This is a genomic window from Pseudorhodoferax aquiterrae (assembly GCF_014652235.1).
In the GTDB taxonomy this organism is placed as follows: Bacteria; Pseudomonadota; Gammaproteobacteria; order Burkholderiales; family Burkholderiaceae_C; genus Pseudorhodoferax; species Pseudorhodoferax aquiterrae.
In genome coordinates this window covers 134,990-149,843 of record NZ_BMYK01000004.1, presented here as the reverse complement: position 1 = coordinate 149,843, position 14,854 = coordinate 134,990, and the positions used below count along the sequence as shown (strand labels likewise).

Annotated in this window: 14 protein-coding genes; 6 read left to right on the top strand and 8 right to left on the bottom strand. The window is 71.2% G+C overall.

The annotated features are described in order from the left end of the window. The first annotated feature begins 3 nt into the window (after positions 1–3). Positions 4–720, top strand: coding sequence for a DUF2848 domain-containing protein (locus IE209_RS08625; protein ID WP_189686551.1), 717 nt, complete (start codon positions 4–6; stop codon positions 718–720). Continuing rightward, the gene (locus IE209_RS08620; RefSeq protein WP_189686550.1) at positions 717–2,051 is read left to right on the top strand and encodes an amidase; all 1,335 of its coding nucleotides are present in this window, start codon (positions 717–719) and stop codon (positions 2,049–2,051) included. The genes IE209_RS08625 and IE209_RS08620 overlap by 4 nt, the downstream gene beginning before the upstream one ends. On the opposite strand, the gene gcvH is transcribed toward IE209_RS08620, so the two are convergent. From gcvH to IE209_RS08595, 5 genes are all read right to left on the bottom strand, one after another. Further along, on the bottom strand, positions 2,052–2,417 hold the full coding sequence (gene gcvH, locus IE209_RS08615) for a glycine cleavage system protein GcvH (protein WP_189686549.1): 366 nt from the start codon (positions 2,415–2,417) through the stop codon (positions 2,052–2,054). After that, positions 2,414–3,580 carry a CMD domain-containing protein gene (locus IE209_RS08610; RefSeq protein WP_189686548.1) on the bottom strand — a complete coding sequence of 389 codons (1,167 nt, stop codon included), beginning with the start codon at positions 3,578–3,580 and terminating at the stop codon, positions 2,414–2,416. Before IE209_RS08610 ends, gcvH begins: the two co-directional genes overlap by 4 nt. Positions 3,581–3,614: 34 nt before the next feature. Continuing rightward, positions 3,615–5,084, bottom strand: a complete 1,470-nt coding sequence (locus tag IE209_RS08605; RefSeq protein WP_189686547.1) for a flavin-containing monooxygenase — start codon at positions 5,082–5,084, stop codon at positions 3,615–3,617. A gap of 11 nt (positions 5,085–5,095) precedes the next feature. Beyond that, positions 5,096–6,097 (bottom strand): Bug family tripartite tricarboxylate transporter substrate binding protein, encoded by a 1,002-nt coding sequence (locus IE209_RS08600; protein ID WP_189686546.1) that lies wholly within the window; start codon positions 6,095–6,097, stop codon positions 5,096–5,098. 255 nt (positions 6,098–6,352) lie between these two features. Next, positions 6,353–7,891 carry an aminotransferase class V-fold PLP-dependent enzyme gene (locus tag IE209_RS08595; RefSeq protein WP_229882757.1) on the bottom strand — a complete coding sequence of 513 codons (1,539 nt, stop codon included), beginning with the start codon at positions 7,889–7,891 and terminating at the stop codon, positions 6,353–6,355. Between the two features lie 97 nt (positions 7,892–7,988). Between IE209_RS08595 and IE209_RS08590 the strand changes: the two genes are divergently transcribed. Then, complete coding sequence (locus IE209_RS08590) at positions 7,989–8,447, top strand: Lrp/AsnC family transcriptional regulator (RefSeq protein ID WP_286197607.1); 459 nt, start codon at positions 7,989–7,991, stop codon at positions 8,445–8,447. Here IE209_RS08590 and IE209_RS08585 read toward each other — a convergent pair whose 3' ends face one another. Then, positions 8,448–8,837 carry a RidA family protein gene (locus tag IE209_RS08585; RefSeq protein ID WP_189686545.1) on the bottom strand — a complete coding sequence of 130 codons (390 nt, stop codon included), beginning with the start codon at positions 8,835–8,837 and terminating at the stop codon, positions 8,448–8,450. 96 nt (positions 8,838–8,933) lie between these two features. Between IE209_RS08585 and IE209_RS08580 the strand changes: the two genes are divergently transcribed. After that, positions 8,934–11,843, top strand: coding sequence for a C1 family peptidase (locus IE209_RS08580; protein WP_189686544.1), 2,910 nt, complete (start codon positions 8,934–8,936; stop codon positions 11,841–11,843). 85 nt (positions 11,844–11,928) lie between these two features. Here the strand turns inward: IE209_RS08580 and IE209_RS08575 are convergent, their stop codons facing one another. Together IE209_RS08575 and IE209_RS08570 are read right to left on the bottom strand one after the other, a co-directional pair. Next, positions 11,929–12,324 carry a type II toxin-antitoxin system VapC family toxin gene (locus IE209_RS08575; RefSeq protein ID WP_189686543.1) on the bottom strand — a complete coding sequence of 132 codons (396 nt, stop codon included), beginning with the start codon at positions 12,322–12,324 and terminating at the stop codon, positions 11,929–11,931. Beyond that, positions 12,321–12,566: a FitA-like ribbon-helix-helix domain-containing protein gene (locus IE209_RS08570; protein WP_189686542.1), complete on the bottom strand. Its 246-nt coding sequence runs from the start codon at positions 12,564–12,566 to the stop codon at positions 12,321–12,323. Before IE209_RS08570 ends, IE209_RS08575 begins: the two co-directional genes overlap by 4 nt. 87 nt (positions 12,567–12,653) lie before the next feature. Here IE209_RS08570 and creB point away from each other — a divergent pair, with 87 nt between their 5' ends. Both creB and creC read left to right on the top strand, forming a co-directional pair. Further along, positions 12,654–13,403, top strand: coding sequence for a two-component system response regulator CreB (gene creB / locus IE209_RS08565; RefSeq protein ID WP_189686541.1), 750 nt, complete (start codon positions 12,654–12,656; stop codon positions 13,401–13,403). Then, complete coding sequence (creC, locus tag IE209_RS08560; protein WP_189686540.1) at positions 13,400–14,848, top strand: two-component system sensor histidine kinase CreC; 1,449 nt, start codon at positions 13,400–13,402, stop codon at positions 14,846–14,848. Before creB ends, creC begins: the two co-directional genes overlap by 4 nt. The last annotated feature ends 6 nt before the right edge of the window (positions 14,849–14,854 follow it).

Here is a 14,854-nt window from a genome sequence, read left to right as displayed (position 1 = left end):
ACCATGACCCACACCCTCCATTTCGCCTGCGAATCCGTGGCCGCCGACGGCGTGCGCTCCACGCGCGTGCTGCCCGTCGTGCCGCGCCGCCTGATCGTCGCGGGCTGGACCGGCCGCGACCGCGCCGCCATCGACCACCACATCGAGGAGCTGCAGGCCCTGGGCGTGCCGCCGCCGTCCAGCGTGCCGCTGTACTACCGCATGGGCACATCGCTGCTGACCCAGGCCGCGCAGATCGAGGCCCTGGGTGCGCAAAGCTCGGGCGAGGCCGAGCCCACGCTGTTCTTCGCCGATGGCCAGTGGTGGCTCACGGTGGGCTCGGACCACACCGACCGGCAGGTCGAGACCTACTCGGTCGCCGTCTCCAAGCAGCTGTGCGCCAAGCCGGTGGCCACCGCCGCCTGGCGCTGGTCCGACGTGGCGGCCTACCAGGACGAGCTGCAGCTGTCCTCGCGCATCCTCGAGGACGGCCGCTGGGTCGACTACCAGCAGGGCACCCTGGCCACCATCCGTCCGCTCGCGAGCCTGCGCGATGGCATTTACGATGCGGTTCCCGAAGAAGGAAGCATCATGACCTGTGGAACCCTGGGCGCGCTGCCCAATGCCAAGGGCGAAGGCATCCGCCCCGCTGCCGAGATGGAGATCACGCTGCACGACCCGCGGCTGCACCGCAGCATCGTGCACCGCTATGCGGTGCAGGTTCTGGAAGTGGTGGCATGACGCGGCCCGTGATCGCTGCCATGCGCGCGCGGCTCGACGCGGGCAACGCCTCGCACGAGGCCCTCGTCACGCAGGCGCTGGAAGGCGCGCAGCTGCCGGCGGCCGAACATGTCTTCACCCGCCTGTACACCGACGCCGCGCTCGCGGCTGCGCGCCATGCCGATGCCGCGCGCAAGGCCGGCGTGCAGCTGGCGCCGCTGGCCGGCCTGCCGGTCTCGGTCAAGGACCTCTACGACGTGGCCGGCGAGACCACGCTGGCCGGCTCCATCGTGCGGCGCAGCGCAGCGCCCGCCAGCCAGGACAGCGTGGCCGTGCAGCGCCTGCGTGCGCAGGGCGCTGCCATCGTGGGCAAGACCAACATGACCGAGTTCGCGTTCTCGGGCGTGGGCATCAACCCGCACTACGGCACGCCGCGCAATCCGGCCGATCCGGAGATCGCGCGCATTCCGGGCGGCTCCTCGTCCGGTGCCGCGGTGTCGGTGGCCCTGGGTCTTTCGGTGGTCGGCCTGGGCTCGGACACGGGCGGCTCCATCCGCATCCCGGCCGCGCTGTGCGGCATCGTGGGCTTCAAGAGCACGCAGGCACGCACGCCGCGCACGGGCGCCTTCCCGCTGTCGCAGACGCTGGATACCGTCTGCGCCATGGCCCGCTCGGTGGAGGACTGCCTGGTGGCCGACGCCGCGCTGGCCGATGCGCCGCTGGCAGTGCGCCGCCGGCCGCTGCAGGGCCTGCGCCTGGCCGTGCCGAGCACGCTGATGTTCGACGGCATCGACCGGCCCACGGCACGCGCCTTCCAGCGCGCCGTGTCCAAGCTCTCGGCGGCCGGTGCCCAGGTCGTGGACATCACGCTGGCAGAGCTGGCCGAGGTGGCCAAGATCAATGCACCGGGTGGCTTCTCGCCGGTCGAGGCCGCGGCCGTGCACCGCGCGACCATCGCCGAGCACCGCGCCGACTACGACAGCCGCGTGGCGGCCCGCATCGACCTCGGCATGACGGTCAGCGCGGCCGACTACATCACCATGCAGCAGCGCCGCGCCGACTGGATCGCGCGCATGGAGGGCGCGCTGCAGGGCTTCGACGCGCTGCTGTGCCCCACGGTGCCGATCGCCGCGCCCGCCATCGCCGCACTGGCGACCGACGAGGCCTTCTTCCAGGCCAACGGCATGCTGTTGCGCAACACCTTCGCAATCAACTTCCTCGATGGGTGTTCGTTCAGCCTGCCCTGCCACGACGCCGGCGAGCTGCCGGCCGGGCTGATGCTGTCGTCGGTGCGCGGCGACGACGCACGCCTGGCGGCCGTGGCGCTGGCCGTGGAGGCTGCGCTGGGCTGATCAGCCCGCCGTCAGTGCGTCGTAGGCGGCTTCGTCGAGCAGCGTGGCGAAGCGGGCCTCGTCCACGTGCGACAGGCGCAGCATCCAGCCCGCGCCCATGGGGTCCTCGTTGACCAGCGCCGGGTTGTCGGCCAGCGCGGCGTTGACCTCGGTGATCTCCGCGTCCAGCGGCATGTGCAGGTCCGATGCGGTCTTGACCGACTCGACCACGCCGATGACGGTGTTCTCGGCCTGCCGGCCGCGCGCCGTCACGTCGACCACGACGATGTCGCCCAGCGTGTCCTGCGCATGCCGTGTGATGCCGGCCACGGCCGTTCCGCCGGCTTCGAGGCGGACCCAGAAATGCTCTGCGGTGTAGCGGATCACAGGCGTGCCTTCTCGGCCAGCGTGCCGTCCTTGTGGATGGGCTCGCCCAGGTTCAGCATGAGCCGGTTGGCCCAGGCGAACAGCGCCACGGCGTGCACCAGATCCAGCGTCTCGCCGTCGGTCAGGCCGGCCGCACGCAGTGCCTGCACATCGGCCGCACCGAGCTCGGCAGGCGCCAGGCCATGCCGGGCCGAGAACTGCACGATGGCCTTCTCGCGCGGCGTGGTGCCGGCCGTGGCCGGGTCTTCGAACAGCTGCACGATCACGTCGTTGCGCTTGGCCAGCTGCTCGAAGCGCTGGGCGTGCACCGAGGCGCAGTAGACGCAGCCGTTCAGGCGCGACTCCACGGTGGCGCCCAGTTCGCGCTCGGCGCGCGGCATGCCGCCCGGCGCGAACATGATGGCGTTGAAGGCGATGGAGCGCTGCAGCAGCATCTCCGGCTGGTGCGCCAGCAGGCGGAAGTAGGCCTGGTCCTTGGCCGTGGGGCTCATCTCGTGCAGCGCGGCCATCTGCTCGGGCGTGGCGTCCTCCAGGCGCACGGGCTCGGCCCAGGGCGTCCAGTCCAGCACCTCGTTGGTGAAGCCGCGGATGCGGATCGGGCTGGGCACGGTGTGACCGCCGCGCGCCTCGGGCGGCTGCGCGGTGGCGGGGCCTTCGCCGCCGGCCGCGGCCAGCGACTGCAGGCCCGCGACCACGCGGATCTGGTAGGACAGGAAGGCGATCAGCTGGCCCACGGCCACGATGGCCGCCGGCGCCAGGCCGGCGTCGGCCAGCGACTGCACGGCGCGGCGGTCGCCCTCGATGGGCCGCACGATGAGCTTGGCCGTGAAGGCCAGCAGCGTGGCCACGCGGTCGTCGGCCGCAGCCGCACCGCCCTCGGCCGCGGCCACGAGCGCCGCGTCGGCACCTTCGGCCTGCAGCCGCGCACGGTAGTGGGCGGCCAGCGTGGCGGCGCCGCTCAGGTGGCAGGCGTGCAGCGCGATCAGCAGGCGCTCGACCACGGACACGCCGGTCACCGTGGGCGCGAACATGGCGGCATAGCTGCCCTGCGTGGCGTCGACGATCTTGGGCCGCTGGCGGCGCAGCGCGTAGAGCGCATCGCCTTCGGCCAGCGGCACGGCCTGGTCGATCACGTCCACGGGCAAGGTCTCGGAAGAGGTCATGTCGGTCTTGTCTTTCGGAGGGAAGCGGAAGGGATCACACCGGCGCGGTGGCCGGGAATTCGGCAGGCACCCACTCGTCGCCCAGCAGTTCGGGCTCGGCGTAGGCCTGCAGGTTGGCGAAGTGCTGTTCGAAGTCTTCGCGGTAGAAGTGGCTCGCGATGCCGGCCGCCAGGCGGCGCGCACCGTCGCTGATGTTGGGGATGTCGCCGGCCAGCGCGCCGTGCGACAGCGTGGCCGGGTAGCAGAAGCAGTGCACGTGCGACAGGCCGGGACAGCTGCCGGGCGTCTTCTCCTGGAATTCGAAGGCCGGGCCCAGCACGGGCGAATCGGCCAGCTCCCGGTCGTGCAGCGCGGCCGGCGGCTGGTAGCGCTCGGACCAGACACGGATGTGCGGCGCGATGCGGTCGAACTCGGGCCGGCGCGCCCAGTCGATCTGAAAGCCTGTGGAGACGATCAGGAAGTCGTAGGCGAGTTCGCCCTTGGCAGTGCGCACGAGCAGCCCGTCGCCCTGTGCCTGCACGCTCTGCACCGGACAGCCCAGCAGGAAGCGCACGTTGGGATGGCGCGACACGCGCAGCGTGCTGCCGCGCGGCGGTGGCACCTGGGTCGCGTTGATGTATTGGCGCAGCCGCCATTTGTCGGCATCGGGCAGGTCGTGGTGGCCGTGCGTGAGGCCGGCCACGATGGAGCCCTTGCTCTTGTTCACGCGCGGCAGATCGGCGCGGCGGATCAGCAGGTCCACGCTGGCCGCGCCCATCTCCAGCGCGGTGGCCGCGCTGTCCATGGCCGAGGAGCCGGCACCGACCACGGCCACGCGCTTGCCGCGCAAGGCCGTGTAGTCGTTGGCGTCGGACGAGTGGGCCCACAGCCTGCGCGGCAGGCCCTGGAGGAAGGCCGGCAGCGCCGGGCCGCCCAGGCCGTCGCGCCCGGTGGCGACGACCACGCGGCGCGCGAGCAGGCTGCCCTCGCCGCTGGCCGTGCGCAGCGCCAGGTGCACGAGGCCGTCGGCGCGCGGCGCGATCTCGGTGACGGCCGTGCCGTTGCGCACGTCCACGCGCATCACGCGGCGCACCCAGCGCAAATAGTCCATCCACTGCAAGCGCGGGATCTTGTCGAGCGCGTCCCAGGCCTCTTCGCCGAATTGCGCCACGAACCAGGCGCGGAAGGTCAGCGCCGGCAGGCCCATGGCCGGGCCCACGAGTTCCTTGGGCGAGCGCAGCGTTTCCATGCGGGCGGTGGTCGCCCAGGGGCCTTCGAAGCCCTCTTCGGCGCGGTCCAGCACCACGGCGGCGATGCCCTGCTGGGCCAGGCCGATGGCCGCGGCCAGGCCGGCCTGGCCAGCGCCGATGACCACCACGTCCAGCACCGGCTGCCCGTCCGCCTGGCGCGGCGGCACCCAGGCGCGCGGCGGCAGGCCCAGGTACAGCATGTCCTGCGCCAGGCGCTGCTCCAGCGCTGCCAGGCCGGCGTTCGGATCGAGGGTGTTCGGTGCTTGGGTCGGCATGCGGTGTTGGATCAGTTCAGTTCGATGTTGGCGGCCTTCACGACCTCGGCCCACTTGGCGCGGTTGTCGTGCACGGTCTGCTTGAATTGCGCGGGCGTTTCCACGCGGATGCTGTTGCCCTGGCTCTCGAAGCGCGCACGCACCTCGGGCTGCTGCACGGCGGCGCTGATGGCGGCGTTGAGCTTGTCGACGATGGCCGGGTCCGTGCCCTTGGGCGCGAACACGCCGAACCAGATCGAGCTGTCGAAGCCCTTGGTGCCAGGCAGGCCGGTGGACGCGATCGTCGGCACCTCGGAGACGGCTGCGACGGGCTTGGCCGTGGTCACGGCCAGCAGGCGCACGGTGCCGGCCTTGTACTGGGGCAGCACGGTCTGCACCTGGTTCATGATGCAGCAGGTCTCGCCGCGCACCACGGCCGTCAGGGCCTCGGGCCCGCCCTTGTAGGGCACGTGCACCATGTCCAGGCCCAGGCGCGAATTCAGCTCGGCGAAGGCCATGTGGGTGCCGGCGCCGTTGCCGGTGGAGGCGTAGTTGTACTTGCCCGGGTTGGCCTTGACCAGGTCGACGAACTCCTTGAAGGTCTTGACCGGCATCACGCTGGGGTTGATCGTCAGCACATTGGAGACGTCCAGCACGGGCGCCACGGGCACGAAGTCGGCCTCCACGTCGAAGGGCAGCTTCTTGTACAGCGCGGCATTGCTGCCGTGCGTGGCGGCCGTGCCGAAGGACAGGGTGTAGCCATCGGCCTTGGCGCGCGCCACGTACTCGGAGGCGATGTTGCCGGCCGCGCCGGACTTGTAGTCGATGATGACGGGCTGGCCCAGCGACTTGGACAGCGGGTCCTGGATCGCGCGCGCCACCACGTCCACGCCCGAGCCGGCCGGGAAACCCATGATCAGCGTGACGGGCTTGGTCGGCCAGTTGGCCTCGGCATGGGCGGCCGCGGCGCCCAGCGCCAGGCAGGCGGCCAGGACGGGGGCAGCGCGGCGCGCGTTCTTGAACAGGTCCAGCATGAAGATTCCTTGGTGAGATTGAAAAAACCTGGTTGACGCAATCGCCATGCCATTGAGCAAGCCATGCCCATGACATTGCATGACGTTGGTTTCTTCTTTCACTGAAGGTCGAATCTCAGCAGAACTTTTCCCAACCCATGCGGCACACGCGCGCCAAGGGGAAGGATTTTCCACGCGCGGCGCTGGGCACAGGATGGCCATGGCCCTCAACCCGTGGGGGCCAGGGGCCATCGCGGTGCATGGCGGTGCGCGCCCTCATGCTCCGGCCGTCCATTGCGCCAGCCCGCCGGCCAGGCTCCAGGCGTTGGCATGCCCCTGGCGGCGCAGCGCGTCGGCGGCCTGGGCACTGCGCCGGCCGCTGCGGCAGACGAAGATCACGGGCGTCGCAGCCGGCAGCGCGCACCAGCGCGGCAGCGCATCGGCCAGCGCGGACAGCGGCACCTGCTCGGCGGCGAGGCCGGTGGCGGGCTGCTGGCGCTGCTCGTCCGCCTCGCGCACGTCGACCACCAGCGGCCGCGGCGCGGCCTGCAGCGCCTCGCGCACGGCCGGCGCCTGGATCTCCAGCGCGGCATGCGCGGCCTCGTCCAGCACCGCGCCAGCGCGCAGCGCCTCGCCGCAGGCCCGCAGGCGCGCGCAGGCAGCCTCGACGAAGGCCGCGCCGTCGGCGGCGCCGAACGACAGGCGCACGGCCGCCGCCGCCTGCCAGTCCGGCACGCCCATGGCCTGCAACACGTAGCTCGGCTCGGCGCGCGCAGCGCCGCAGGCCGAGCCGCCGCTCACGCGCACGCCGGCCGCGTCGAACAGCGCGATCAGGTCCTGCGCGGCGACGCCCGGCACGGCGATATTGAGCGTGGTCGGCAGGCTGGTGGCAAACGGTGCGTTGAAGACCAGGCCAGGGAAAGCCGCGCGCAGCGCATCGGCCAGTTGCGCGCGGTGCGCCTGCAGCGTGGCGTGGTCCGCGAACACGCCACCTTGTTCCAGCGCCTGCAGCACCGCACCCAGCGCGGCGATGCCGGCCATGTTCTCGGTGCCGGCGCGCTGGCCGCTCTCCTGGCCGCCGCCGGCCTGCAGCGGGGTGAACGGTGCGCCGTCGCGCACGTAGAGCATGCCGACGCCCTTGGGCGCATAGAGCTTGTGGCCGGAGAAGGGTGCGTAGTCGATGCGCCGGTCCATCAGGCGCAGGTCCAGCTTGCCCAGGGCCTGCACGCCGTCGACCAGCCACAGCGCCGGGCTGCCGGCCAGCGCCGCGGCGATGCCATCCAGGTCGCTGATGGCGCCGGTCTCGTTGTTGGCGGCCATGGTGCAGACCAGGCCGGCCTGGGCGGCGTGGCGGCGCAGCCAATCCAGGTCGTGCCGGCCGTCCAGGCCCACGGGAATGGCCTGCACGCGCAGGTCGAGGCCGAGCAGCGCATTCCAGTGCCGCAGCGCCTCGGGCACGGCCTTGTGCTCGGTGGCGCCGTACAGCAGCAGTGCGGGGACGGCCTGGCCGGCCTCGCGGCGGTCACGCAGTGCCCTCAGGGCCGACAGCACGGCGGTCTGGATGCCTTCGGTCGCACCGCTCGTGAACAGCAGGCGGCCGGTCGGCACGCCCAGCACACGGCGCGCGCTGGCACGCACGCCGTCGAGCAGCGCCCTGGCCTTCAGCCCGGCGCCGTGGATGCTGCTGGGGTTGCCGAACGATTCGGACATGGCGGCCAAGGCCGCGCTGCGGGCCTGCGCGAGCACCGGCGTGGTGGCGTTGGCATCGAGGTAGATTTCCATGGCGAAAATTTTGCCGGCCACGTCGGAGAACATGGGTTCAAAATCCAGCTCCTGCGGGGCCACCCGTGAAATTCAATTTCCAGAACCCGCTGATCCTAGAAAACTTTTACCCATGGAACCGCGCCCGCCCCTGGACAAGATCGACAAGGCCATCCTCGATGCGCTGCAGACCAACGCCACGGCCTCACTGCAGGAGATCAGCGAACGCGTGCACCTGTCGGCCACGCCCTGCTGGCGCCGCATCCAGCGGCTCGAGCGCGAGGGCTACATCCAGCAGCGCGTGGCCTTGCTGAATCCGGCCAAGCTCAACGTGGGCGTGACGGTGTTCGTCGCCGTGCGCACCAACCAGCACAACGAGAAGTGGGCGAAGAAGTTCACGGCCGTGGTGACGGCCATCCCCGAGATCGTCGAGTTCTACCGCATGAGCGGCGAGATCGACTACCTGCTGCGCGTGGTCGTGCCCGACATCAAGGGCTACGACGCGGTCTACCAGCGGCTGATCCGCGAGGTGGAGCTGTCCGACGTGAGCTCCAGCTTCGCGATGGAGCAGATCAAGTTCACGACGGCGCTGCCGCTGGACTACGCCTGATCAGGCCACCTGCCGGCGCGCCGTCACCTCGATCTCGATCTTCATGCGCGGATCGGCCAGGCCGGCGCTGATCATCATGGCCGCCGGCTTCACCTCACCCAGGTACTGGCGCATGACCGGCCAGCACTGCGGGAACAGGCTGGCGTCCGGCAGCACGTAGGTCACGCGCACCACGTCCGCCAGGCTGCTGCCGGCCTGCTGGAGCGCCGCGTCGATGTTGCGAAAGCACTGGTCGGCCTGGGCCACGATGTCGTCCGTGATCGTCATCGCTGTGTAGTCGAAGCCCGTGGTGCCGGAGACGAAGACCCACTCGCCGTCGACCACGGCACGCGAATAGGCCATCTGCTCCTCGAAGGTGGAGCCGGAGCTGATGCGGATGCGCTTGCTCATCACTTTGGTCAATGCGCGGTGACTCAAGGCACGCGCAGGAGTGGGACAAGCGCGCGATGATAGGCGCCGCGATCCACCACCGGAGCGAGGCAAACCATGAAGCATCTTCTGACCAAGGGCGACGCTGGTTCCGACGTCGACCTCTTGCGCGCCACCCTGTTCACGCTGCTGGCCGCCGACGCCAAGGCCTTCCCCTCGCTCGCCGCCCCGCCGGGCAGCCCCATCGACGAGGACTTCGACGCGGCCATCCGGCGTTGGCAGTCCGGCGTGGGCCTGATCGCCGACGGCATCGTCGGCCCGCGCTGCCAGGTGCTGCTGGAACTGGCGCCCCCCGTGCCGCTGCAGCCGCCGCTCAACGTGGGCGACGTGTGCCGGCTGTTCCCGGCCACGCGGCCGGCCAACATCGCGCGCTACCTGCCCTATGTGGAGGCGGCCCTGGGCGCCGCAGAACTCACCGACACGGCCATGGTCATCGGCGCGCTCGGCACGATCCGCGCCGAGACCGAGGGCTTTGTGCCCATCGCCGAGCTGCCCTCCAAGTACAACACCCCGCCCGGCGGCGCGCCGTTCTCGCTGTACGACATGCGCAAGGACATCGGCAACGGCGCGCGCGGCGACGGTGAGCGCTACCGCGGCCGCGGCTTCGTGCAGCTGACGGGCAAGGCCAACTACGCCACCTACGGCAAGCGCATCGGCATCGACCTCGTGGCCTTCCCCGACCGGGCCAACGCGCCCGAGGTGGCGGCCGTCATCCTGGCGCAGTTCCTGGCCGACAAGGCCACCAAGTTCCGCGCCGCCGTGGCCGCGGGCGACCTGCGCGCCGCGCGCCGGCTCGTCAACGGCGGATCGCATGGGCTGGAGAGCTTCTCGGATGTGTTCAAGCGAGCAGCCGCGGTCTGGCCGCCGGCCCCGGCGCGTGCGCCCGCCCGCAAGGGTGCGGCCAAGGGCAAGGCCGCGGCACTGGCCGCCATCCAGCCCGTGCCCCGCAAGCCGCGCAACCTGCACACGCGCAAGGACGCGGCCGACCTGCGCGACCGCCAGTTCCAGCCCGCCGCCATCACGCTGCCCGACCAGGTGCCCACGCCGCAGGACATCAGCCGCTTCCTGCCCGGCTACACGGCCGCCGGCCTGATCCTGGACCAGGGCCAGGAAGGCGCCTGCACCGGCTTCGGCCTGGCCTGCGTGGTCAACTACCTGCGCTGGATCAAGGCCGGCAACCCGGTGCAGATGGAGTCCGTCAGCCCGCGCATGCTCTATACGCTGGCGCGCCGGCACGACGAGTACGAGGGCGAGAACTACGACGGCTCGTCCTGCCGCGGCGCGCTCAAGGGCTGGTTCAACAACGGCGTGTGCCTGGAGAGCGACTGGCCCTACGCGCCCGACAAGGCCAACCCGGCGCGCTACGGCTTCGCCGACCGCGCCGTGCAGAACACGCTGGGCGTGTACTACCGCATCGACACCAAGTCGATCACCGACATGCAGGCCGCCATCCACCAGCACTGGGCGGTGTTCGTCTCGGCCTTCACGCACGACGGCTGGAACCAGGTGCGCACGCGCAGGCAGGTGCCGCAGGACCATGCCGACCTGCCCGAGATCCCGTTCGACGGCCGCCCCTCGCAGGACGGCGGCCACGCCTTCGCACTGGTGGGCTTCAACGCCGTCGGCTTCATCGTGCAGAACTCCTGGGGCGACAGCTGGGGCGCGGGCGGCTTCGGCGTGATCAGCTACCTGGACTGGCTGGCCAACGGCATGGACGCCTGGGTCGTCGCGCTGGGCGTGCCGGGCGTGGTGGCGGGCCGGCTCGCCGTCTCGCACGGCCAGGCCGGCGCGCTCGCGGGCACCGACCGCACCAAGTGGTGGGACCAGGGCCTGGCCTACCAGCACAGCGTGGTGCTGGGCAACGACGGCCGCGTGAGCCGCTACCTCACGCAGGACGAGCAGCCGCGCAAGCTGCAGCACCAGTGCACCACGCTGCCCGACGAGTGGTTCCGCGCGCAGAAGGACAAGACCAAGCGCCTGGTGCTGTACGTGCACGGCGGCCTCAACGACGAAGGCGCGGCCATCAAGCGCGCCAGCGCCATGGGCCGCTACTTCGTGGCCAACGGCTGCTACCCCTTGTTCCTGGTCTGGAAGACCGGGCTGTTCGAGACCCTGGCCAACATCCTGCAGGACAGCCGGCAGAAGGAGCGCGGCCTGGCCGGCGCGGGCCTGGGCGAATGGATCAGCGAGAAGACCGACCTGCTGCTCGAGAAGACCGTCGGCCGCACGCTCGCGCGGCCGATCTGGAGCGAGATGAAGGAGAACGCCGACCTGGCCTTCGCACCGCGCCGCGGCGGCGACCTGCTGCTGGATGCGCTGCAGGCCCTGTCCAGCACCTGGGGCGACGCCTTCGAGCTGCACGTGGTCGGCCATTCGGCCGGCTCCATCGCGCTGGGCCACCTGATCGCCGCGCTGGCACGGCGCAAGGCCGAAGGCCGCGATGCCGGTCTGCACGACAAGCTGGCCTCGGTGCACCTGTACGCGCCGGCCTGCAGCGTGCCCTTCGCCAACGCGCGCTATGCGCGCAACGCGCACGTGATGGAGCGGCTCTACATCGACGTGCTGTCCGACCGCGTGGAACGCAAGGACAGCGTGGGCGCGGTGTACCGCAAGTCGTTGCTGTACTTCGTCTCGAACGCACTGGAGACCGACCTGCGCCTGCCCATCCTGGGCCTGGACCGCATCCACGACACCGGCTACAGCGGCTGGGACGGCACCTCGGACACCGGCGAAGCCCTGGCCACCTGGCGCGCCGCGGCCGCGCAGGTGGACCTGGCCAAGCGCACCACGGTGCTGGACGCCGAGCGCATCGCCACGGCCGTGGACGCCGCTGGCCAGCCCATCGCCACGCAGGCGCCCGCGCATGGCAGTTTCGACAACGACGTGGACGTCGTCACGCGCACGCTGCAGCGCATCCGCGGCGGCAGAAAGCTGCCGCTGGCCGTCGACGACCTGCGCGGGTATTGAGAAGCCATGGGCGGCCGTGCGCGCTCTGGCGGCGCGCCACGGACCGGCGCAGGAGGGCTCCAGCGCGACGGAGCCCCATCCGCACTCACGGCCCCTTCAGCGACTCCGCACATTGCGGGAAGGCTTTCAACAGCTTGCGGTCCATCGTGACGAGCGGAACGCCCAGTTGCATGGCGAGCGCCACGAACTCGCAGTCGTAGGCGGAGCAGTCGCTGTCACGCACCAACTCGAGCACGGCGCGCGATTCGACCTCGTATTCGTGGTCCACCAACAGCGCCTGGGCCTCCTCCTGCAAGGCCAGCACCTGTTCGAACCGCAAGCTGCCGCGGCGCAGGTAGCCGGCCAGGATGTTGCGGAATTCGCTGCGCCACAGCAGCGGTGCCACCCACTGCGGGTCGTGCTCCAGCAAGGCTTCGGCGTTGGCGGAGAACTCGGTCGGCAGGTACAGGTAGGCCAGCACGTTCGTGTCGACGACGATCATGCGCGGCCCTGGCGCTTCATCGCATCCACCCCCTGCGCGCTGAAGGCGGCTGCCGGCAGCGCCTGCCGCAGCGCGCGCGCACGCGCCAGGCGCGCGCCGGTGTCGGGCTGCTGCGGCAGCAGCACGGATTCGAGCCGCACGATGGCCTCGCTGTTCAAGCTGCGCCGGTTGGCCAGTGCGGACTCCTTCAAGCGCTGGTACACCGCATCGGGAATGTTCTTCAACGTCAGGGTGGTGGGCATGGCAGAGACTCCAAAACGGAACCATTATGGTTCTTCGGGCCCATCGCGTCCACGCGGGCGCGCCGTGCCCGTGGCTACCATGCGGCCATGTCTGCGCCCGCTTACCGCCCCCGCATCCTGATCGCCGAGGACGAATCCGGCATCGCCGACACGCTGGCCTACGTGCTGCGTGCCGACGGCTACGAACCCATCTGGTGCGCCACGGCCGGCGAGGCGCTGGCCCAGTACCGCGCCTGCAAGCCCGACCTGGCCATCCTCGACGTGGGCCTGCCCGACATGAACGGCTTCGAGCTGTTCCGCCGCCTGCACGAACTGCCTGGCGCCGACGGCGTGCCCATGCTGTTCCTCACCGCGCGCAGCGACGAGATCGACCGCGTGGTCGGCCTGGAGCTGGGCGCCGACGACTACATCGCCAAGCCCTTCTCGCCGCGCGAGCTGGTGGCGCGCGTGCGCAGCATCCTGCGCCGCAGCGCGCGCGGCGGCACGGCGGCGCCGGCGCCCGTCGCACCGGGCGGCCCCGCGCCCGTGTTCCAGATCGACGGCGAGCGCCGCCGCATCCGCTACTACGGCCAGCCGCTCGAACTCTCGCGCTACGAATACGGCCTGCTGGCCCTGCTGGTGCAGCGGCCCGGCCGCGTCTACACGCGCGACGAGCTGCTGGACATGGTCTGGGACGACGCCGCCCAGAGCCTGGACCGCACGGTGGACGCCCACGTCAAGACCCTGCGCGCCAAGCTCAAGGCGGTGGCGCCCGAGGTCGAACCCATCCGCACGCTGCGCGGCACCGGCTACGCGCTGCACGAGGACCTGCCGCCCTCGCCCACCGCCGCGCCGTGAGCCGCCGCACGCGCATCTTCGTCGGCATCCTGGCGATCTACGTCGCCGGCATCGCGCTGCTGCTGTACCGCGTGGTCGGCGACATCGACCCGCGCTACCGCGAGTCGGCCGAGGAATCGCTGGTGGACACCGCCAACCTCGTGGCCAGCCTCGTGGAGCAGGACCTGCAGGGCGACCGCATCGACCCCGCGCGGCTGGAGCCGCTGCTGCGCACGCTGTACGCGCGCCGGTTCGACGCCGAGATCTACGGGCTGCGCAAGACGCGCGTGGACCTGCGCCTGTACGTGACCGATGCCGATGGCCGCGTGCTGTTCGACGCGCAGCGCGGCCGCCTGGGCCAGCACCTGGGCGAGAACTTCCTCGACTGGCGCGACGTGCGCTACACGCTGGACGGCCTGTACGGCGCGCGCACCTCGCGCGACGTGGCCAGCGACGCCAGCACCTCGGTCATGTACGTGGCCGCGCCCGTGCGCAACCGTGCCCAGGTGACCATCGGCGTGGTCAGCGTGGGCAAGCCCGTGCAGAGCTTCGGCAAGTTCGTGCAGGACGCGCGCTGGCGCACGATCTGGGTCGGCGTGGGCTCGGCGCTGGCGCTGCTGGTCGGCGCGTTGATCGTCTCGGTCTGGCTGGTGCGGCCCTTCGGCCTCGTGCGCGACTACCTGGCCTGGCTGCGCACGCAGTCGCGGCTGCGCCTGCGGCCCATGTTGCGCCACGCCGTGGCGACGCTGCGGGCCGGCCTGCACGAAACGCGCGACGCGCTGACCGGCCGCAACACCGTGGCCGACCATGTGGCCACGCTCACGCACGAGATCAAGAGCCCGCTGTCGGCCATCCGCGGCGCCGCCGAACTGCTGGAAGACGCTGCCATGCCGGCCGACGCCCGCGCGCATTTCCTGGCCAACATCACGGGCGAGACCCAGCGCATCCAGGAGATCGTGGACCGCATGATGGAGCTGACCGCGCTGGAAAGCCGGCGCGTGCTCGAGCATGCCGGCCCCGTCGCGCTGGCGCCGCTGCTGGAGGAACTCGCGGCCGGCCACGAGGCCGCGGCTGCGGCGCGCGGCCTGCGCATCGAGCTGGTGCTGCAGGCCAGTCCTACCGTGTGGGGCGATGCCTTTCTGCTGCGCCGCGCCGTGAGCAACCTGCTGGCCAATGCGCTGGACTTCGCGCCGGCCGGCAGCCGCATCGCGCTGGCATTGCAGGCCGATGCAGGCCAGGCCCGCATCACGGTGCGCGACCAGGGTCCCGGCATCCCCGAGTACGCACGCAACAAGGTGTTCGAGAAGTTCTATTCGCTGGCGCGACCGGGCGGCGGCAAGAAGAGCACAGGGCTGGGCCTGGCCTTCGTGCGCGAGATCGCGCAGCAGCACGGCGGGCAGGCGCTGCTGGACAACGCGCCGGACGGCGGTGCGCTGGCGACGCTGGCCTTGCCGCTGCGGCGTTGACGCCCG

Bases quoted from the DNA above. Each gene is read 5' to 3' on its own strand.
- IE209_RS08570 (WP_189686542.1), bottom strand. From the start codon at position 12,566: ATGCCCACCACCCTGACGTTGAAGAACATTCCCGATGCGGTGTACCAG.
- IE209_RS08625 (WP_189686551.1), top strand. From the start codon at position 4: ATGACCCACACCCTCCATTTCGCCTGCGAATCCGTGGCCGCCGACGGC.
- IE209_RS08580 (WP_189686544.1), top strand. From the start codon at position 8,934: ATGAAGCATCTTCTGACCAAGGGCGACGCTGGTTCCGACGTCGACCTC.
- creB (WP_189686541.1), top strand. From the start codon at position 12,654: ATGTCTGCGCCCGCTTACCGCCCCCGCATCCTGATCGCCGAGGACGAA.
- IE209_RS08600 (WP_189686546.1), bottom strand. From the start codon at position 6,097: ATGCTGGACCTGTTCAAGAACGCGCGCCGCGCTGCCCCCGTCCTGGCC.
- IE209_RS08610 (WP_189686548.1), bottom strand. From the start codon at position 3,580: ATGACCTCTTCCGAGACCTTGCCCGTGGACGTGATCGACCAGGCCGTG.
- IE209_RS08575 (WP_189686543.1), bottom strand. From the start codon at position 12,324: ATGATCGTCGTCGACACGAACGTGCTGGCCTACCTGTACCTGCCGACC.
- IE209_RS08620 (WP_189686550.1), top strand. From the start codon at position 717: ATGACGCGGCCCGTGATCGCTGCCATGCGCGCGCGGCTCGACGCGGGC.
- IE209_RS08585 (WP_189686545.1), bottom strand. From the start codon at position 8,837: ATGAGCAAGCGCATCCGCATCAGCTCCGGCTCCACCTTCGAGGAGCAG.
- IE209_RS08595 (WP_229882757.1), bottom strand. From the start codon at position 7,891: ATGTTCTCCGACGTGGCCGGCAAAATTTTCGCCATGGAAATCTACCTC.
- IE209_RS08605 (WP_189686547.1), bottom strand. From the start codon at position 5,084: ATGCCGACCCAAGCACCGAACACCCTCGATCCGAACGCCGGCCTGGCA.